Origin of the sequence: Paenibacillus sp. B01 (assembly GCF_009649995.1) — a bacterium.
Classification (GTDB): domain Bacteria; phylum Bacillota; class Bacilli; order Paenibacillales; family Paenibacillaceae; genus Paenibacillus_O; species Paenibacillus_O pasadenensis.
On sequence record NZ_CP045802.1, the window covers coordinates 5,379,074 to 5,397,673 of the forward strand.

16 protein-coding genes are annotated in these 18,600 nt (G+C 58.4%); 7 read left to right on the plus strand and 9 right to left on the minus strand.

Features of this window, described 5'->3' with window-relative positions:
- Positions 1-18: 18 nt before the first annotated feature.
- The 6 genes from GE073_RS23065 to GE073_RS23095 form a co-directional block, all read right to left on the minus strand.
- A complete protein-coding gene (locus GE073_RS23065; protein ID WP_101807611.1) occupies positions 19-855 on the minus strand; it encodes a carbohydrate ABC transporter permease in 837 nt (278 codons plus the stop codon).
- A gap of 3 nt (positions 856-858) precedes the next feature.
- On the minus strand, positions 859-1,737 hold the full coding sequence (locus GE073_RS23070) for a carbohydrate ABC transporter permease (protein WP_028598938.1): 879 nt from the start codon (positions 1,735-1,737) through the stop codon (positions 859-861).
- 445 nt (positions 1,738-2,182) lie between these two features.
- The gene (locus GE073_RS23075; protein ID WP_028598937.1) at positions 2,183-3,694 is read right to left on the minus strand and encodes a response regulator; all 1,512 of its coding nucleotides are present in this window, start codon (positions 3,692-3,694) and stop codon (positions 2,183-2,185) included.
- A complete protein-coding gene (locus tag GE073_RS23080; protein ID WP_052333243.1) occupies positions 3,687-5,591 on the minus strand; it encodes a cache domain-containing sensor histidine kinase in 1,905 nt (634 codons plus the stop codon). The genes GE073_RS23075 and GE073_RS23080 overlap by 8 nt, the downstream gene beginning before the upstream one ends.
- Complete coding sequence (locus GE073_RS23085) at positions 5,584-6,876, minus strand: LacI family DNA-binding transcriptional regulator (RefSeq protein WP_228551737.1); 1,293 nt, start codon at positions 6,874-6,876, stop codon at positions 5,584-5,586. The genes GE073_RS23080 and GE073_RS23085 overlap by 8 nt, the downstream gene beginning before the upstream one ends.
- Positions 6,877-7,232: 356 nt before the next feature.
- Positions 7,233-8,105, minus strand: coding sequence for a DUF72 domain-containing protein (locus tag GE073_RS23095; RefSeq protein ID WP_028598935.1), 873 nt, complete (start codon positions 8,103-8,105; stop codon positions 7,233-7,235).
- 114 nt (positions 8,106-8,219) lie between these two features.
- On the opposite strand from GE073_RS23095, the gene GE073_RS23100 reads away from it, so the two are divergent.
- Positions 8,220-8,486 carry a hypothetical protein gene (locus GE073_RS23100; protein WP_153784462.1) on the plus strand — a complete coding sequence of 89 codons (267 nt, stop codon included), beginning with the start codon at positions 8,220-8,222 and terminating at the stop codon, positions 8,484-8,486.
- A 361-nt stretch (positions 8,487-8,847) separates the two neighbouring features.
- On the plus strand, positions 8,848-9,489 hold the full coding sequence (locus GE073_RS23105) for a DsbA family oxidoreductase (protein ID WP_194843460.1): 642 nt from the start codon (positions 8,848-8,850) through the stop codon (positions 9,487-9,489).
- Between the two features lie 61 nt (positions 9,490-9,550).
- Here GE073_RS23105 and GE073_RS23110 read toward each other — a convergent pair whose 3' ends face one another.
- The 3 genes from GE073_RS23110 to GE073_RS23120 are packed head-to-tail and all read right to left on the minus strand — an operon-like array spanning position 9,551 to position 12,750.
- Positions 9,551-10,282, minus strand: a complete 732-nt coding sequence (locus GE073_RS23110) for a serine/threonine protein kinase (protein WP_228551739.1) — start codon at positions 10,280-10,282, stop codon at positions 9,551-9,553.
- Between the two features lie 55 nt (positions 10,283-10,337).
- Positions 10,338-11,333 (minus strand): glycosyltransferase family 2 protein, encoded by a 996-nt coding sequence (locus GE073_RS23115; RefSeq protein ID WP_153784464.1) that lies wholly within the window; start codon positions 11,331-11,333, stop codon positions 10,338-10,340.
- Complete coding sequence (locus GE073_RS23120; protein ID WP_153784465.1) at positions 11,323-12,750, minus strand: undecaprenyl-phosphate glucose phosphotransferase; 1,428 nt, start codon at positions 12,748-12,750, stop codon at positions 11,323-11,325. The genes GE073_RS23115 and GE073_RS23120 overlap by 11 nt, the downstream gene beginning before the upstream one ends.
- A gap of 314 nt (positions 12,751-13,064) precedes the next feature.
- On the opposite strand from GE073_RS23120, the gene GE073_RS23125 reads away from it, so the two are divergent.
- Genes GE073_RS23125 through GE073_RS23145 form a run of 5 tightly spaced genes read left to right on the plus strand, consistent with a single transcriptional unit; the run spans position 13,065 to position 18,440 of the window.
- Entirely contained in the window at positions 13,065-13,838 is a 774-nt protein-coding gene (locus GE073_RS23125; RefSeq protein ID WP_194843461.1) for an ABC transporter permease, read from the plus strand.
- 10 nt (positions 13,839-13,848) lie between these two features.
- Positions 13,849-14,583: an ABC transporter ATP-binding protein gene (locus GE073_RS23130; protein WP_153784467.1), complete on the plus strand. Its 735-nt coding sequence runs from the start codon at positions 13,849-13,851 to the stop codon at positions 14,581-14,583.
- A gap of 40 nt (positions 14,584-14,623) precedes the next feature.
- A complete protein-coding gene (locus GE073_RS23135; protein WP_153784468.1) occupies positions 14,624-15,679 on the plus strand; it encodes an NAD-dependent epimerase/dehydratase family protein in 1,056 nt (351 codons plus the stop codon).
- A 23-nt stretch (positions 15,680-15,702) separates the two neighbouring features.
- Positions 15,703-16,611, plus strand: coding sequence for a glycosyltransferase family protein (locus GE073_RS23140; protein WP_153784469.1), 909 nt, complete (start codon positions 15,703-15,705; stop codon positions 16,609-16,611).
- Positions 16,608-18,440, plus strand: coding sequence for a methyltransferase domain-containing protein (locus GE073_RS23145; RefSeq protein ID WP_153784470.1), 1,833 nt, complete (start codon positions 16,608-16,610; stop codon positions 18,438-18,440). The genes GE073_RS23140 and GE073_RS23145 overlap by 4 nt, the downstream gene beginning before the upstream one ends.
- Positions 18,441-18,600: the final 160 nt, after the last annotated feature.

An 18,600-nucleotide genomic window follows, 5' to 3' on the forward strand; every position in this document is an offset into this window, starting at 1 on the left:
CGGCCGAGAGGCCGCTTCTTATTTCACCGCGCCGTTCGTGACGCCGGCGAAGATGTATTTTTGCAGGAACAGGAACAGCACGACGGTCGGGATGAAGATGATGAGGATGCCCGCCGAGATGACGTTGAGCTGCGCCGCGTTCGGTCCGACGAACGAATAGATCGCGGTCGAGACGACCTTGAGCTTCTGCGACGGCATGTAGAGGTACGGCGTGTAGAAGTCGTTGTAGATCGAGATCGTCTTGAGGATGACGAGCGTCGCCGTCGCAGGGCCGAGCAGCGGGAAGATGATCGAGCGGTAGATGCGGAACAGCGACGCCCCCTCGATCATCGCGCTTTCGTCGAGATCCTTCGGGATGCTGTTGACGAACTGCAGGTAGATGACGATCTGCAGCACGTCCGCGCCCAGGTAGAGCAGGATCGGCGCGCCCATCGTGTTGTACAGGCCGAGGTTCTGGATGATGCTGAACGTCGCGACCTGCGTCGTCACCATCGGGATGACCTGGGCGACGAGGTACATGCCCATGATCGGCGTCTTCAGCTTGAAGTCGAAGCGGCCGAGCGCATAGGCGACCATCGTGCCAAGCACGACGTTGCCGGCGACCGCGCAGACGAGGATGACGAGCGTGTTGCGGAAGCCGAGCCCGAGATCGCCGACCTCATAGACGCGCTTGAAGTTGTCGAAGTGGAAGAAATCGGCCGGGAACGCCAGCGCGGAGCTTTGGTAGAACTCCGCCTGGGTTTTGAACGCGCCGACGAACACCGAGTAGATCGGGAAGAAGACGACGAACAGCGCGATCAGCAGCGTCAAGTACTTGAACGCCGTGAAGAGCGGCGGGCTTTTGGTCGTATCCATCGATTACCTCTCCTCCCGGAACAGCACTTTGCGCTGGATGATGATGAAGAAAATGACGATGATCAGCAGCACGACGGCCATCGCGGAGGCCAGGCCGAAGCTCTGGTACTTGAACGCCGTGTCGACGGTCTGCACGACGAAGGTCGAGGTGCCGTTCGCGCCGAGCATCATGATGTACGGGATGTCGAACGCCTCGAGCGCGCCGGTCAGCGTCAGCAGCAGCATGAGCGAGAGCACGCTCTTGATGCTCGGCACGGTGATGTAGCGGAACTTCTGCCAGCCGGAGGCGCCGTCGATCGAGCCGGCCTCGTACAGGTCGCTCGGGATCGACTGCAGCGCGCCGATGAAGATGACCATGTTCAGGCCCATGTACTTCCACATCGAGATGAACGCCAGCGAGACGTTGACCAGATGCGGGTTGCCGAGCCAACTCTGCTGCCACGACTCCAGGCCGATCGTCCGCAGCAGGGAGTTGAGCGAGCCGTAGTCGAGGTGGTACACGTTCTTGAACATGATGACCGTCGCGACGCTGTGCAGCACGTACGGCAGGAACAGCATGACGCGGAAGCCGTAGCGGCCTTTGAGCCGGCTCGTCAGGATGACGGCGAACCAGAGCGACAGCGCCACCTGGATCAGGCCGCCGACGAAGTAATAGGCGTTGTTCTTGAGCGCCAGGAACACCTCGGGCTCGGTGAAGATCTGCTTGTAGTTGTCCAGGCCGACCCAGTTCATGTCCCAGCCGGTTCCCGTCCAGTCCGTGAAGCTGTAGTAGATCAGCGACGCGGCCGGATAATAGCTGAAGGTCAGGCACAGCGCCACGGGCACGATCAGGAATCCGAACAGGATCAGCCGCCGCTGCGCTTTATAGCTTAATTGATTCATCCGTTGTTCCTCGCTTTCCATCCGGTGTTGGGACCGCTTTCAGTGTGCTTATCATTATACGCCCCGTCTCGGCGGGTCCTGAATGGACGGCGTTTCGTTTTTTTGTCTTGTATTGTGCTAACAGGAGGCGACTGTTAGCATGCCGGGGTGGTTTGTTAGCTGTAGATCGGGATGGAGCGGAGGCATCGCGGCTGCAGAATAGGCGGCTCGGCCGAGTAGCTTCGCGGCAAGCGCGGCCCATTTTTACTTCGCTCGAATCGACTGGAATTGGAACGTGTTTTGAAATCGCAAGGTTTGACCGTATATGTAAACAGACCCCGGATAGGGAGGCTTCGCCTGTCCCATCCAGGGTCTTTGCAAGGTTAACTCCTGCTGTTTGCATACTTGAGGCGACCGCCGCTTGCGGACGCTCGCCGCGCAGCTTCTTTTGCACAGCGACCGCCGCTTAGCGCGCGCTGTCCCGGTACTCCTTCGGCGTCTTGCCCGTGACCCGCTTGAACGCCTTGGTGAAATACGCGGGGTCCGCATAGCCGGACCGTTCGCCCACCTCATAGGTCTTCAGCTCGGGGCGGTCCTTGAGCAGCCGCTTGGCGACCTCGATCCGCACGGAAATCGCATAGTCGGTAATCGTCTCGCCCGTCTCGCTGCGGAACAGCTTGCTCAGATAGCTCGGCGTCAGATGGACGAGCTCGGCCAGCCGCTGCAGGTCCAGCTCATCGGCATAATGCTCCTGCAAATAAGCTTTGACCGCCTCGACCGCGCGGCTCTGATGCTTCAGCTCGCCGAGCAGCGCCAGCCGCTGCTGCAGCTCCTGGCGCAGCGCGGCCGCATAAGCGTCCCAGCTGCGGCTGCGGATCGGCTGCGGCCGACTGCCCGGCTGCGGACCAGGCTGGCCCGCGAGGCTGTCGTCCAGCACGCCGAGCAGCGTGGCGGCGGCGGCATCCAGCTCCGCCCAGCTCAGGCGGCGCTGCTCCGCCGCGCCCAGCCACTCCTCGGCGATGGCGGCGGCGCGTTCCAGATCGGCGGCTTGCAGCACGGCGCGCAGCTCCTGCTCGTCGGGCCGCGCGGCGCCGGGCATCTGCGCGGCCGCCGGCATGCGGCCCGGCGTCGAAGCGGCCGCGGACACGGCCGTGCCGGCAGGGCTGCCGGCATACCACGCCTGCAGCAGCGCCGCCTCCGCCTCGCCGTAGGCGCGCGCGAGCGCGGCGGCGCCGGAGTGCACGCCGCTGATGCCGCCCCTCGGCTCGGCCGATAGCGGCAGCCGGCCGAGCAGCGTGACGGCGAGCTCGCGCGGCGTGTCGGCGTGGTCGCCGTGCCGGAGCGCGAGCAGCACGGCCGGCGGGCCGGCCTCGCGCAGCAGCAGGCGATGCTCGCGCCGCAGCGCCGCCAGCGCCTCGGCAATCCGCTCGCCGTCCGGCATCGGCGCGGCGTGCAGCACGACGAACGCATACATGCCGCGGATGGAGCCGAGCTCGTCGAGCTGGGCGCAGGCCGTTTGCATGACCGGCTCCGGGATGCGTTTCGCATCGGCGGCGAGCAGCAGCTCGATGAGCGCTTCCGCATGCAGCGGCTGACGGCTGCGCGACACGCCGACCTTCTCGGCGATGCGCTCAAGCAGCCGCGCCAGCTCGTCCTGGTTGACCGGCTTGAGCAGATAGTCCTCCACTCCTCCGCGCAGCGCCTCGCGCGCGTAGGCGAAGTCGTTGTAGCCGCTCAGCACGGCGACCGCGATCTGGCTGCCGCGCTCCCGCAGCTCGTCGATCAGCTGCAGCCCGTCCATCTGCGGCATGCGGATGTCGGTGATGAGCAGCTCCGCCCCGGAGGCGTCAAGGTTGCTGAGCGCCTCGCGCGCGCTCGCCCAGACGCCGACAACTTCGTACGGGCCGGTGCGCTCGATGATTTTCGCCAGGCCGAGGCGGATCTTCTCCTCGTCGTCCACGACGGCGACCTTAAGCATCGGCTCCCTCTCCTCTCTTCTCTCCTTCTGCCGGAGCGTCCATAGCCTGAATCTGGGGAATCCTCATCGTGACGGTCGTGCCGGCGCCCGGCTCGCTGGCCAGCTGCAGCCCGTAGCCCGGGCCGTAGCGCAGCTGCAGCCTTTCCTGCACGTTGCGCAGCCCGATGCCGCCGGACTCCTCGTCCAAAGGGGCCGCGGCCGACGCCAGCTCGGCCCGCACGCGGGCGAGCACCTCCGGCTGCATGCCGCGGCCGTCGTCGCGGATGCGCACGACCCGGTCCATGCCCTCGATCCAGCTGTCGATCTCGATCGTCAGCCGCTCGCGCGAGTCGTCGTAGCCGTGCAGCACGGCATTTTCCACGATCGGCTGGAAAATCAGCTTCATGACGCTCGCGTCCGCCGCTCGCGCCTCGGCGCTCAGCGTCAGCCGGAAGCGCTCGCCGCCGTAGCGGTAGTTCATCAACTCGACGTACTGCTCCAGATGCTCCCACTCGCGCTGGGCCGGCACGGCGGCGGAGCCGGCATGCAGGCTGTAGCGCAGCTGCTCGCCGAGCAGCTGCACCATCCGCCCGACCTCGTCGGCGTCGCTCAGCACGGCCGTCATGCGGATCGATTCCAGCGTATTGTAGATGAAGTGCGGGTTGATCTGCCGCTGCAGGTTCTCCAGCTGCACCTCGGTCTTGCGCTGCTCGATCCGGTAGATGTTGTCGATCAGCTCCCGCGTGCGGGCGATCATGCGGTTGAACGCCTGGCCGGCCATGCCCGCCTCGTCCCGCCGGCGCACCGGAAAGCTGACCTCGAAGTTGCCGCCCTGCACCTGCTTCATGAGGCTGACGAGCGAGCGCAGCGGCTTGGTCAGCGCCAGGATGAGCACGACGGTCAGCGCCATCGCCGCGGCCATCGCGACGCCGGCGGCGATCAGGCTGAAGTTGCGGTTGCGCACCGCGTCCTCGACCAGATGCCGCTGCGGGATCGTGATGAGCAGCTTCCAGCCGGTGTCCGGCGACTGCCGGTAGATGACGAGCTGCTCCTCGCCGTCGACCGAGGTGCGGTAGCTGCCCGCGCTGCCCCGCGCCTCGGCGAGCAGCGGCGCCGAGCCGAGGTTTTCCGCCAGGTAGCGCTTCTCGCTGTCGTAGATGACCGTGCCTCCCTCGTCGGCGATGATCGTCGTGCCGCGCGTCGCCTCGTCCAGGTCGCGCACCATGTCCTCGATGACGCTGATGTTGGCGTCGACGGCGATCAGCCCGACCGAGCGAAACGACGTCGTGATGATGTCGCGGACGACGGTGAACACGTACTGCTTGCTGCTGTTCGCGCTGCTCGTGACCGCCTGCGTGCTGACGAGCACCGGCGTGCCGTTCTTCGGCTCGGCCAGCTGGCGCCAGCGCTCGTACACCTCCTTCAGGTCGCTGCGCACGCCTCCGCTCTTGACCGCCGTATAAGGATTGCCTTGCCGGTCGAACAGATAGACGTTGCTGGAGCCTTTCTTGAGGTTGTTCATGAAATAGATGCTGCTCTCCACCTCGCGCTGGATGCTGAGCTTGAGCCCCGCCTCGAGCCACGGGTCCGCGCCGCCCCCCTCGCTCGCGCGCGTGGCGTAGAACTGGTTGGAGCGCTCGAGCCCGCTCTGGATCTCGTCGAGATAGGCGGGAATGATGGCGATCTGCTTCATGTCGTGGATGTAATCGTCGAGCGAGTTCAGCATCCGGTCCGATACCTGAGAGGCGTAGGTGACCGTGTTCTGCTCGATCGTCGCAAAGTTGTGCGAAGCCGACACGTAGGTGATGACGGCGATCGGCAGCAGCACGAGCAGGAAGTAGACGAGCAGCAGCCTCGTCTCCAGCCGATGCAGCAGCGGCTCCAGCTGCTGGCGCAGCGCGCTCCAGAGCCTAGCCATCGGCGCGCGCCGCTCCTGTAGAGGCGCGGATGACGAGCTCGCCCGTCAGCAGCACCTTCTCGACCGGGCTTGCCGGCTGCTGCACGCGGCGCAGCAGCGCCTCGACCGCGCGCCGGCCCATGCCGTGCTTGTGCACATGCACCGTCGTCAGCGTCGGGCTCGACAGCGCCGCGTCCTCGATGTCGTCGAATCCGGCGACCGAAACGTCCTCCGGCACGGACACGCCCATGCGCGCGAGGATCGTCATGATGCAGATCGCGATCGAGTCGTTGGCGCAGGCGAACGCCGTCGGCATCCTTCCCTCGCGGCGCAGCTCCTGCAGCATCGGCTCCAGCGCCTCGGTCATCTCGGAGCGGTTGTGCCCGCGCACGGTCAGCAGGCCGTCATGCTGCCCGTCCGTGCTGAGGCCATGCTCCTCCATCATCGCGCGGAAGCCGAACCAGCGGTCGTAAAAGCTGCGCGAGTAGGTCAGGTTGCCGACGAACTGCAGCCGCCGGTGGCCGAGTCCGATGAGATAATTGGCTACGCGGCGCATCCACTCGAAGTTGTTCATCGACAGCACGTCCGTCGGCACGAGCGGCTCCTCGTGGTCGATGAGCACCGTCGGGATGCCGAGGTTGCGGATCTCCAGCAGCACCGGATAGGAGATGAACCCGACGCCGACGAGCCCCATGACGCCGCGGGGATTGATGAGGGAGGAGAAGCGCGTCGTGCCCTGCTCGGTGATGAGGATCGAGCCGATGCCGCGTTCCTCCAGCTCCTCCTGCACGCCTTCGATGATGCGTCCCCAATAGTACGACAGCCGCGTCTGGAAGCGCACGTTGGGCACGAGGATGATCACCTGGCTGCCGAGCCCGTCCGACGCGGCTTGCGTCGCGGCCGGGTTCGAGGCCGCGCGGGAGCTCGCCGGCGAAAAGCGGCCCGCCTCGCCGGCGGGGAAGCCGGGCACTCCCGGCTGGCCGCCGATGGCAGTGGCGCCGGATGCTTGGCCGCTGCCGGACGGCTCTGGATGGCCCATAGCGGCAGCTGGGCCGAACGGCCAGCTTCCCGCCAGATCCTCGCCATCGCTCTTGCCCGCGCCGGAGGCTCCCGGCCATCTCGCATTTGCTTCCGCTCCTTCCGCCGCCTTGGGCGGAAAGCGGTAGCCGAGCTGGATCGCCGCCTTGATGATCCGCTCGCGCGTCTCCGCTTTGACGCCGCCCTTGCCGGAAAGCGCCTTGGAGACGGCGAATTTGGACATCCCGACATAATCGGCGATGTCCTGCATCGTGACTCGTTCCGCCATGTAGATCCCTCCTGAGCCGTCCGTTTTGTTAGGTTTGTTAGCTCCCGTTAGCGTTGCAAGCGCTAACAACTGGCACATAGGATAACACAGGATAGCAGGTTCGTATAGACCTGCCTGCTCCGCCGTGCCGAAAGCTCATGCGACAGACTCCAGCTTGCCCGGACAGCCCCCTCGTCAAACTACGCCCAGTCCGCCGCAGCGTCTCCGCCAGTGGTACATTTACCATATACGCGCCCCATTTCCGCCGCAGCGTCTCCGCCAGCCGCAAGGATGCAAAAAGGCTCTCGGCAAAATCATGCCGAGAGCCTTCCTCCCTCCTGTCCTCGAAGCCGATGCCCGAGCAAACCGCTCCCGCCTCAAAACAGCTCCAGCTGCTCCACCCCGGGATCGCGCTCCGGCGGCTCCTCGGGAATCGGCGGCGGCGTCTGGCCGAGCAGCGCCATCAGCTCGCGGGCGTTGTCCGCGGCGTCTCCCCCGGAGTTGTTGTTGAAAATGACCTCCACCGTCCGGCTCTGCGCCTCCAGCCGGCGCAGCCGCTCCGCCCATTCCTCCAGCTCCTGGCGGCTGTAGCGGTACAGATACCGCACCTCGCGCCAGTTCGGCTGTCCGGAGGAATGCCAGCCCTCCGCGTGGCGGCCGTGCATGCGGACGAGCGTATGGCTCTCGTCCGTGGCGGCCTCGACGATCGGGATCGAGCCCTCGCCCGCCTGCGGCTCGTCGCAGACGCTGTGGCGCCAGCCTTCCTCGCGCATGAAGCCGAGCGTGCGCTCCCGCATCTGCGGCACGAACCAGCTTTGATGGCGGAACTCCAGCGCGCACGGAATGTCCTCCATGAGCCGCTTCGCCTTGCGCAGCGTCTCGACGCTCTCGCGCGTGCAGGCGAACCACGGCGGATACTGGAACAGCACGCAGCTCAGCTTGCCGCTCTCCCGCATCGGCGTCAGCGCCAGCTTGAAGTCGGCGAACATCGCCTCCTCGTCCGGATAGGGAATCGCCCCGCGGCTATGCCCGGTCATGCCCTGGTACGCCTTGACGACGAAGCGGAAGTCCTCCGGCGTCTCGGCTGTCCACTTCTCCATGTTGCGCTGCGGCTGGACGGCATAAAAGCTGCTGTCCACCTCGACGGTGCCGAACAGCCGGCTGTATGCGGCGAGCTTGGCCTTGGCCGCCTCCCGCGTCCGGTACAGCGAGTCGTGGTCGCCCCAGCCGGCAAGTCCGATCGTAATCATAGGCCTCTCCTCCTTCCATTCCGCCTGGCGGCAGAGCGTTGTCATGTCTGGACCCTCTACCGGAATAGAATAACCGTGTAGGACGGATCCCTATCGATCGAGGTGGTGCATCGGATGACGTATGTATGGGCGGCGATCATCGTACTGGCGGCGGGCGCGGTCGTGTACGCGGCGATCGCGTCCGGCAAGCGCTGGACGCTGCTGCGCAGTGAGAGCAAGGCGAGGATCGACAAGCTGTACCGGCTGGAGGCGCATCTGAAGAGCAACGGCGTGCGCACGCGCACCGAGGAGGAGGACGGCCATCTGCGGCTGCTCGTCCTGCGCAAGCAGCTGGAGCAAGGCCGGGAGCTGCTGGAGGCGTACGAGGAAGAGACCGGCTGAGTCCGCGCCGCGCTCCTTCCGCAGTCCGGCTTCCGGCAGCAATCGCTTATCGGATGGCGGAGTCCCGGTTCCCAGCCGGGCTCCAGCGGCAAAAGGACCTCGTCCACCGCTTTACGGCGGCGGGCTTCGGGGTCCTTTTGCGCTTGTCTGCCGCTGCGCCTCTCGATTCGCCCGGCAGGAACGACGTCAACGGCGTCTGCCCTCCCGTCCCCGCTGGCCCGGCGCTCACAAGCAGGCCAGACGAGCCCGCATGACGCCGCTCGCGCACCTTCCGGGCGGCCAAGCATTGAAGCCGCCGTCCGCTTGGTTCATACTAGAAGGAACGATCGCGGGCCGCCGGCCCCGGGAAAGGAGGCCGCCCTTGCTCATCGAAGTCTACCATGACCTTCTCTGCCCTTGGTGCCGCATCGGGCGCCGCCATCTCGAGCTGGCGCTGCGAGAGTGGCAGCCTCCGGAAGGCCGAGAGGCATCCGTCCGCTTCAGTCCGTACCTGCTTCATCCCTCCGTGCCGCCGGAAGGATTGCCTTTCCGCGAGGCGATGGCCCAGCGCCTCGGGGGCGGCCAGGCCGCGCTCACCCGCACGCTGCGCCATGTCGCGCGCGACGGCCAGGCGGTCGGCCTCGACTTTCGCTTCGAGCGCATCGCCACGCTGCCCTCGACGCGCCTCGCCCATCAGGCGCTGGCGCTGACGCCCGCCGCCGCGCAGGGCGCGTTCGTGGACGAGCTGTCCCGGCGCTACTTCGAGGAAGGCGAGAACATCGGCGAGCTGGAGATCGTCGCTCAAGCCGGAGCAGCGGCCGGCTGGGAGGCCGACGGACTGGCCGACCGGCTCGAGCAGGGCGACGGACGGGTGGAGATGGAGGCGATGCTGGAGCTCGGCCGCCGGATCGGCCAGGGCGGCGTGCCGCTGTTCGTTTTCGAAGGGCAGTACGCCCTCTCCGGCGCCTATCCCCACTCCGAGCTGCTGCTTCTGCTGCGGAGGCTCGGCCAGCTGCTCGGCTAGCCGCTTCCTGCCGCCAGCACCTAAGAGCGGCGACGCAGTCCCCCTGCGCAGCCGCCTCGGCTCATGGCTTCGACACAGCCCCTCCGTCCGGAGGGGCTTTTGTCTCGTCCAGGACGTCGCGGCATGGCTGCTCCTTGCTCCGGCGGCGGATTCGACGATAAGCGGAGCGCAGGCCGTCCATCGCCCAGCCGGGCACCGGGAACGGCTTGCGCCCGAGCAGCGGCTTGTACGCATAGCGATAGGCCCGCTTCAAGTCGCTCCACATCTCGCAGCTCTCCTGCTTGAGAAAATCCGAGACGTCGATGACGATGCCCCGTCCGTCCTGCACCATGACGTTTTTGCCGTGCACGTCGTGCGGCCGCAGCCCCCGGCTGACCGCATAGTCGAGCGCGGCGTCCACGTCGCGGATCGCCTGCTCCGGAATCGGCACGCCCTGCAGCAGGCAGTCGTACAGCGTCTTGCCGTGCAGCCGCCTCAGCAGCAGCCAGCGCTTGCCGCCATGCTCCCCGGAGGCGAAGCAGCGGCCGTACGCCGGGTGCTCGCCAAGCAGACGGTACACCTGCCGCTCCGCCTCCCAGCCGTCCCGGCCGGGCGCGTACACCTTGACCGCCAGCCGGCTGTCGCCCGGATAGGCGAAGACGGCGGCATAATTGCCGCAGCCGAGCGTCTTCCACCCTTGCGGCGCGCGCCGCACCTGCACCGGCTCCCAGCTCTTCACGCTGACGACATCCAAGCCAGGCAGCAGCTCGCCTTGGATGCGCGCCGCATGCCGCTCCCTCATGTCTTCTTCCATCGCCAACGCTCCTTCTTCTCCGCTCCCGGCGTCCTCGCGGGCGTCACGGGCGTCCTCAGCCCGGACGGTACATGCTGAACGCCCGCCTCAGCCGCTCGGGCAGGCGCCGATGATGGATGCCGAGCTTGTAGCCGATCAGCTTGGCGGCGTTGTCCGCCACCAGCCGCGGCATTTTTCCCCATTGCCCTTCTTGCGCCAGCGCCTTCAGCTGCGCCTTGACGAGCGACGAGCCTTCCTTGCCGACGCCGGCATACGGCAGGATCCACGCCTGCTCGGCCATCGACGTGCCGTTGTCGTAAAATCGCTTGAACTGCTGCCCCGGCGTATAGGCGTGGGAGTGGACGACCTGCGCCTCCGCGTTGTAGGCGATGCGGTAGCCCTCCAGCACCATGCGTCCGGCCAGGAACAGATCCTCGTTGAAAAAGGTCGGCTCCGCGAATCCCCCCATCGTCCGGAACGTCTCGCGGCGCGTCGCCGCGCAGACGTTGGAGCAGAAAAACGTCTTGAGCCCGAGCTCGGACAGGTCCTCGCGGCTCTTGAGCCTCGACTGCGCCGGGTAATTATGCTCCCGCGACATGCGCTCCAGCAGGTCGGCCTCCGGCCGGGCCAGCTGGCGGGCGTAGGCGTAGCCGACGCCCGGATCTCCGACGGAGCGGGCGAGCTGCTCGACGAGCCGCTCGTCGGCGGGCATCGCGTCCTGCGTCATGAACAGCAGGATGCAGCCGCTTGCCTCGGCGGCCGCCCGGTTGCGCGCTCCGCCATGGTCGAATTCCGAGCGGGCGATCGACAGCAGGCGGGCGCCGGCGCGAATCGCCCGCTCGGGCGTGCCGTCGGTCGACTCCGTGTCGATGACGATGATTTCGTACGGCGGCAGCGTCTGCCGCGAGAGCCGCGACAGCAGCTCCTCAAGGTCCGGCCCGGCGTTGCGCGTCGGAATGATGACGGATACCCGATCCCCTACAGAAGCAGCCGGCACGGGGCCGGCTGCTTCGGAACCAGGCGCTTCCGGAGAGCGGATGCCGCCCGGAGCCTGCTGGATTTCAGTATGCATTTTTATGGATGAGTCCTTTCAGCACGGTCTTGAAAATAATCCGGATATCGAAGAAGAAGCTCCAATTCTCGATGTAGAACAGATCGTGGCGGATGCGCTCGTCGATCGACGTGTCGCCGCGCAGGCCGTTCGTCTGCGCCCAGCCCGTAATGCCGGGACGGATGTGATGCTTGACCATATAGCGCGGAATCTCCTCGCGGAACTGGTCGACGAAGAACGGGCGCTCCGGCCGCGGGCCGACGACGCTCATCTCGCCGCGCAGCACGTTGAGGAACTGCGGCAGCTCGTCGAGGCTCGTGCTCCGCAGGAACGTGCCGAAGCGCGTGCGGCGCGGATCGTTCTCCACCGTCCAGGTGCGGCTCGCGTCCGCGTCCGTGCTCACCCGCATGGAGCGGAACTTGAGCATCGCGAACGAGCGGCGGTTCAGGCCGACCCGCTCCTGGCGGAACAGCACCGGTCCCGGCGACGTCAGCTTGATGCCGAGGGCGATCAGCAGCATGACCGGCGAGAGCGCGATCAGCGCCGTCAGCGAGAAGACGATGTCGAACGTGCGCTTGGCGATCCGGTTGCCCATCTCGTCGAGCGGCACGTCGCGGATGTTGATGAGCGGCATGCCGGCGAAGTTGTCGAAGAACGGCTTGGCCGGCAGCAGGTCGAAGTAGTCCGGGATGATCAGCGTCTTCACCCCAGCCTTTTCGCAGGTCTGGATGAGCTCGCCGTACTTGGAATGCGCTTCGAGCGGCAGCGCCAGGATGACCTCGTCGATCGTCGGATTGTCCGCGAGCAGCCGCTCCAGCTCGTCCAGCCGGCCGACGATCGGCGCGAGCGGACGGCCCGAGTATCGGCGCAGCACGGCCGCGTCATGCTCCTCGTGGAAGTCGTCGAGGAAGCCGTACGCCTCGTAGCCGAGATCCGGGTACAGGCTCAGCTGGTCATGGAAGCTGCGGCCGACGCTGCCCGCCCCGAGGATGAGCACGTAGCGCTTGTTGAGTCCGCGTCGGCGCAGCACGGTCAGCGTCCGCTTCAGCGCGTAGCGGTAGAGTCCCAGCCCGACGAGGTTGAAGGCGAAGAAGATCGCCAGGAACTCGCGGGAGATATGCACTTCCTTGGTGATGAACAGCAGGCTGAGCAGCAGCAGCAGGCTCAGCGTCTGCACCTGGAAGATCTTGAGCAGGTCATGGGAGAACTTCTTGCGCCGCTTGGGCGTGTAGAAGCTCGTATAGAAGCCGATCAGCACGGCCGCGAACGCGTAGACGGTGCTCCATACCAGATAAGTTTTGAGAGGCACGGTATTGTAGTAGACGAGCAGCCCGCTATGGAATTTGATCCAGTAGGCGCCCAAGAACAGGCCGAGCATGACCGCCAGATCGGACAGCACGTACATTTGCGTCAGAAAACGCTGGTTTCTTCGAAGCATTCGCATCACCGCTCGTGCAATATAGTCGTTCTTTTCTCTCACATTGTACCAAAAAAGGAGACTCCCATCTATTCGTTAGACGCAGAGTATGTCAGAATGTTTCATTTTGTTCGGTACCATCTTTACCCTTTTGCTAATCAGAAAAGTCAACCCTTCTTAGGTTCGATCTAACCTTGTTTTTCAAATTAAAGTCACTTAATATTAACCGTAGCTCATATTCTGTCGAACGTTTGAACCGGAATGTTTTTACATGATATATACACTCGTAACACATCTTTGAAATTCTTATTAATCAGGTCAGGAAGTGCTGCCCCGTGAATCACTTTTCAAGAATAATTAATTATAGGGAACTTTTGTCAGAGCTTGTTAAGAGAGACCTTAAAATCAAGTACAGGCGCTCAGTGCTTGGGGTGCTCTGGAGCATTCTGAATCCTCTATTATTTATGCTTATAACGACCATGATCTTTTCCACAATGTTTAAAAATCAAATTCAGAACTTCCCAATCTACTTTTTGACCGGACAAATCATGTACGCCTTCTTTGCTGAATCTACTTCTATGGCTCAAATGGGAGTGCTCGGAAATGGGTCGCTTATAAAAAAGGTCTATACTCCCAAGTATATTTTCCCGCTTTCAAAAATCATCTTTTCATTAGTAAATACCTGCTATTCGCTTCTCGCTATTTTAATTATATTTATAATCATGGGATACAGCATTACATTAACCGCTCTTTTTTTCTTCATTCCTATTTTGCTGTTATTCATTTTCTCGACTGGAGTCGGTCTTTTCCTATCCTGCATGACGGTTTTCTATCGGGATTTACTACACATTTATAGCATTATCCTTAGCCTGCTGTCTTTCTTTTCTGCCACGTTCTATCCGATTGAAATTATTCCGTATCCCTATCGAACATTTGTCGAATATAATCCCGTTTATGTTTATATTCACTATCTACGATCCTTATTGATCGAAGGCCAGTTCCCTGATTTGACTCAAAATATTCTTGCAGTAGCATATAGCATGGTCAGCTTAATTATAGGGTTTTATATATTTAATAAAAACGAGAATAAAATTGTTTTACATCTCTAAGGAGCCTACAATGTCGAACTATGCGATCAAAATCAGCGATGTTTCTATGGTGTTTGATCTTCATAAAGAGAATATCAGCAGCCTTAAGGAAATGATTATTAAGCGACTAAAAGGACAACTCCAGACCGAGAAGTTCTATGCATTGCAAAACATCTCTCTGACTATTGAAAAAGGAGAGGTCGCAGGTATACTCGGATTCAATGGAGCTGGTAAAAGCACTCTTTTAAAAACAATTGCCGGAGTGCTGGTTCCTTCCACAGGCAAAATTGAAACGCAAGGGAAAATTGCTCCATTGATCGAACTCGGCGCTGGCTTCGATATGGAACTGACTGCGCGCGAGAACATTTTCTTAAATGGAGCCATTCTGGGATATTCAAGACGATTTATCCAAAACAAATTCGACGAAATTATAGATTTTGCAGAAATTCATGATTTCCTTGACGTTCCACTCAAAAACTACTCTTCTGGTATGATTGCCCGTATAGGGTTCAGCATCGCAACTGTTGTAAAGCCCGATATCTTGATTGTCGACGAGATCCTTTCCGTAGGTGATTATAAATTCCAAATGAAATGCGAGGAACGGATCCGGACAATGATCGGCGATGATACTACAGTAATTATGGTGTCGCATTCCATTGAACAAATTAGGACTATGTGCACCAAAGCTTTTTTGCTTCAGCAAGGAAGGTTGATTGCACAAGGGGAAGCGGCTGAGATTTGCGATATTTATATGAATTCCAACTGAATATAGAATAAAAAACTAAATGCTATTAGGAGTGATCCAGATGACAAGAACATGTCTTATTACCGGCGGAGCCGGATTTATCGGTTGTGAGGTTTCCAAGCTAATTGAAGATGATTTTTCCTCCATTATCATAATGGACAGCATGCACCCACAAATACATAAATCACCCGAAAAGCCAGCTGCACTCTCATTGAAAGCCAATCTTTACGTTTCAGATATAACCGATCCTTCTGCATGGGACGAGCTTCTGAGCAAATGGAAACCCGATGTCGTCCTGCACCTGGCTGCCGAGACAGGCACAGGGCAGTCCTTGACGGAAAGTACCCGCCATGCAAGCGTAAACGTGGTAGGAACCACGCAGATGCTAGATGCTTTTGTTCGAAACGAGATTATGCCTCAAAAAATTGTCTTGGCAAGCAGCCGGGCTGTGTATGGTGAAGGCAATTGGATGAATCAAGATGATTCGATCTACTATCCAGGTCAAAGGACCAATGAGCAATTGGCTCGAGAGGAATGGGATTTTGTTGAATCCTCGTTCCTTCCTATGAGAAGCGCTTCTACATTGTCGATGCCTACAAGTATTTACGGTGCGACCAAATTAACTCAAGAGAATATACTGACATGCTGGTGCAACTCTTTTGATGTGAATTATTCCATTTTGCGTTTTCAAAACGTCTACGGCCCTGGACAGTCCTTGATTAATTCATACACGGGTATCGTTTCTTTATTCGTTCGCATGGCAAAACAAAACGAAAGCATTCCTCTTTATGAAGATGGCCTCATGATTCGAGACTTTGTATATATATCAGATGTTGCCAGTGCGATCAGGGAAGCCATGATTAATCCGGATGCCAACAAAAAGATTCTTGATGTCGGCAGCGGTTACGGTGCCACGATAAAAGAAATTGCCGAATTGATCGCGATCCGCTATGGAGCGCCGCAGCCCTTTGTCTGTAAGAAGTATAGAAATGGAGATGTGAGGCACGCTCAAGCCGACATTTCGGATACTTTAGCGACTCTGAACTGGACTCCAGAAGTGACGCTGAATGAAGGAATGAATAATCTGTGCGACTGGATTGACCTGCAGCTAGGCTAATTCCAACGATAAGGAGTTCTCTCATGTCTCAGTTAAGAAATCTGCAAATCCAAAGCGTCCTCTACCATAACGAGAAGTCTCGAATCATTCGCTCGATTAAGAGTATTGTCCGGGCAGTAGACTTCTCCATCCATGAACGAATCTTTGATAAAGTCGTCGTTCAGTATGGGGACGGTTCCCCTGCCCCTATTTTCACGGATGAAGATCTTGAATGCTTAAAAAAAGAATATGGGGAGTTTATAGAACTCAAGTATGAGTTCTTCGGAGAGAATCTAGGTTCGGCCAGAGGGCACAATCGGCTTGCCAGTCTTTCTTCGACAAATTTCATTATGATTATAAACCCCGATATTCTTCTAGCTCCGGATACGATTTTGGAATTAGCCAAACCTTTTTGGGAAAGCAAGAACAATATAGGTATTGTTGAAGCGAAACAGCTTCCCATTGAACATCCGAAATGGTTCGATCCTAAATCAGGTGCTACAAGCTGGGCATCTACGGCATGCGTTCTTATGCCTAGAAAAGCATTTGATTCGGTCGACGGTTTCGATGCAGATACTTTCTTCCTTTATTGCGATGATGTCGATTTTTCATGGATGCTTCGAAAGGAAGGTTTTCAAGTTCTATTCCAGCCTTCTGCTGTAGCTTTCCACGACAAGACACTATCGGATGAAGCATCATGGAGGACCAGCTCGGCTGAAGATTATTTTTCTGCAGAAGCAGGTTTACTTCTAGCGTACAAATGGTCGAGAATCGATATTCTTCAAAATATACTGGCATATTTCGAACAATCGGATGTTGATTATTATATTAAAGCGGCAGCCGAATTCAGGAGAAGAGAAGCCGCCGGAATTCTTCCCAAGCAATATGATACCAATCATAAAATTGGAGAATTTTCAAATAATAATTATGGCAAAATGAGGTTCGTTCTATGAAAAGAAAAAGTGAAATAGATTATGCATATAAATTCGAGTACGCTTTCGATAATGTATATGGACATGCTTTCAGTTTATTGAAAAAATTTAACTTCCCCAAAAATGGCGTTCATTTGGATATGGGCTGCGGTTGGGGAGCGATTAGCGAGAAAATAAACGAGCTCGGTCTCCATTATGTCGGCATGGATGCTGATCCTGATGCCACAGAGCATTTGCGATCCATCGGAAGAGAATCCCATACTTTTCAGTTCGGTTTATTTAAAGCTAACATAGAAGCCATAGAAACAGTTCTCCAAGGGCGGCCTTTGGCTTCTATTACTGTCCTCGACACACTGGAGCACGTTCTGTACTATGAAGAATTAATAAAGACCATAAGCGCTCTTTCTCATAAATACGGAGCCCCTGTAGTCATCAGCGTACCAAACTTTGCCCATGATGATGTCGCTTTCAAGCTACTTTGCAATCGATTGGATGAAACCTCGTCCGGGTTGCTCGATGAAACGCACATTAATCTCTTTACAGCCGAAAAGCTGCTGCATACCTGCAAAAAGAATGGACTGCATCAACTAGCAGAAAAAGATGTCTTACTTGAAAAAAGCGATCAATACTTTCCAAGAGACCTGCTTTCGCTTGCAGACGCCTCTTCCCTTAGGCAACTATTGCTGAATCTCAGGGCCGGAATGAATGCTAATGGAAAAGTCAATCAGATTGTTCGGCTCTTCGTAGCCAGTCACCCATCCGTCCTACCTGCACCCGAGAGCAAGAGACCTTTTCTCACCATCGTTACTCGAACAACTGGAGATCGCGCGCAAGAACTGAAAGAAGTCCTTCTTTGTCTAACTGGTCAGGAAAATACGGACTTTGAAGTATTGATTGTCGGTCATAACCTTACCCTTGATAACCAGATAAAAGTAGAGAATGTCATCCAATCCACACCCGACTGGATTCGCGCTAAAATTCGCTTGATTCGGATAAATGGCGGCAACCGTTCTGCCCCATTAAATGCCGGTTTTCAAGAGGCGCAGGGGGAATATATCTCTATCTTGGACGACGATGATATCGTCTTTAGCAACTGGATCGAGCAGTTCTACTCGCTATCCAAAAAGAATTATGGAAAAATACTTAAATCCGTCTCTGTTCGTCAAGAGTTTGAACCTGTTCAAACAGAATATGGTTCGAAAGCATCGATGGCAATCAGTTCATTCCATCGGGATTATCCGGCCGAATTTGATTATTTGACCATGTTGCATCATAATCAGTGCCCAGGGCTATGCTTGGCCTTTCCGCGCTCCGTTTATCACGACTTCGGCCTGCGTTTTGACGAAACCATCAACACCGTTGAAGATTGGGACTTTATTCTTCGAGCTACATTCATATGCGGTGTCGCGAGCAGTCCCGTCGTAACGAACATCTATCGATGGTGGGCAAAGGGGAATAGTTCTCAAACTCTGCATGATTCACAAGAATGGACGGAGAACTACCGGCATGTACAAAATAAAATCAATCAGAGCTATTTAATTCTGCCTCCTGGGAACGCAAAACGAATATCGGCTATGGTAGATGCCCTTTCGCATGGAGGACCAGTCTCTCATCCTGCGCAAAGCGAGCCTCAAGAAATGCTTTGGGCCAAGCGAGACATCGCTCATCAGATTCTAAGTTCCGATTCCTGGGCCGTGACAAAACCTTTAAGAATCATAAAGAAGTGGATGGGCGAACGTACCGAAGTTCCGAATATATTCCAATCAAGTGAAAAAGAACTAGATGATTTCATTCATCATGCCCAGAATTCTAAAAGTTGGAGATTGACTCGTTTCTTTAGAAAAAGCTGAGGTTGAGATGAGAATGATAAAATGGATGAGCATAACTGATCAATAAAATCACAGACCTAAAGAGCAGAAAGGTCCTATCTCCCTTTGATTTACTGCTTAAAAGCCTAGATTGACTCCAGTGCATTATTGAAACAAAAAAACTCGCTCTTATGAGCGAGTT

Coding starts and splice junctions, on each gene's coding strand:
- GE073_RS23075 (WP_028598937.1), bottom strand. CDS start 3,694: ATGCTTAAGGTCGCCGTCGTGGACGACGAGGAGAAGATCCGCCTCGGC.
- GE073_RS23145 (WP_153784470.1), top strand. CDS start 16,608: ATGAAAAGAAAAAGTGAAATAGATTATGCATATAAATTCGAGTACGCT.
- GE073_RS23115 (WP_153784464.1), bottom strand. CDS start 11,333: ATGCATACTGAAATCCAGCAGGCTCCGGGCGGCATCCGCTCTCCGGAA.
- GE073_RS23100 (WP_153784462.1), top strand. CDS start 8,220: ATGACGTATGTATGGGCGGCGATCATCGTACTGGCGGCGGGCGCGGTC.
- GE073_RS23065 (WP_101807611.1), bottom strand. CDS start 855: ATGGATACGACCAAAAGCCCGCCGCTCTTCACGGCGTTCAAGTACTTG.
- GE073_RS23130 (WP_153784467.1), top strand. CDS start 13,849: ATGTCGAACTATGCGATCAAAATCAGCGATGTTTCTATGGTGTTTGAT.
- GE073_RS23120 (WP_153784465.1), bottom strand. CDS start 12,750: ATGCTTCGAAGAAACCAGCGTTTTCTGACGCAAATGTACGTGCTGTCC.
- GE073_RS23070 (WP_028598938.1), bottom strand. CDS start 1,737: ATGAATCAATTAAGCTATAAAGCGCAGCGGCGGCTGATCCTGTTCGGA.
- GE073_RS23110 (WP_228551739.1), bottom strand. CDS start 10,282: ATGGAAGAAGACATGAGGGAGCGGCATGCGGCGCGCATCCAAGGCGAG.
- GE073_RS23135 (WP_153784468.1), top strand. CDS start 14,624: ATGACAAGAACATGTCTTATTACCGGCGGAGCCGGATTTATCGGTTGT.
- GE073_RS23085 (WP_228551737.1), bottom strand. CDS start 6,876: ATGGCGGAACGAGTCACGATGCAGGACATCGCCGATTATGTCGGGATG.
- GE073_RS23095 (WP_028598935.1), bottom strand. CDS start 8,105: ATGATTACGATCGGACTTGCCGGCTGGGGCGACCACGACTCGCTGTAC.
- GE073_RS23080 (WP_052333243.1), bottom strand. CDS start 5,591: ATGGCTAGGCTCTGGAGCGCGCTGCGCCAGCAGCTGGAGCCGCTGCTG.
- GE073_RS23140 (WP_153784469.1), top strand. CDS start 15,703: ATGTCTCAGTTAAGAAATCTGCAAATCCAAAGCGTCCTCTACCATAAC.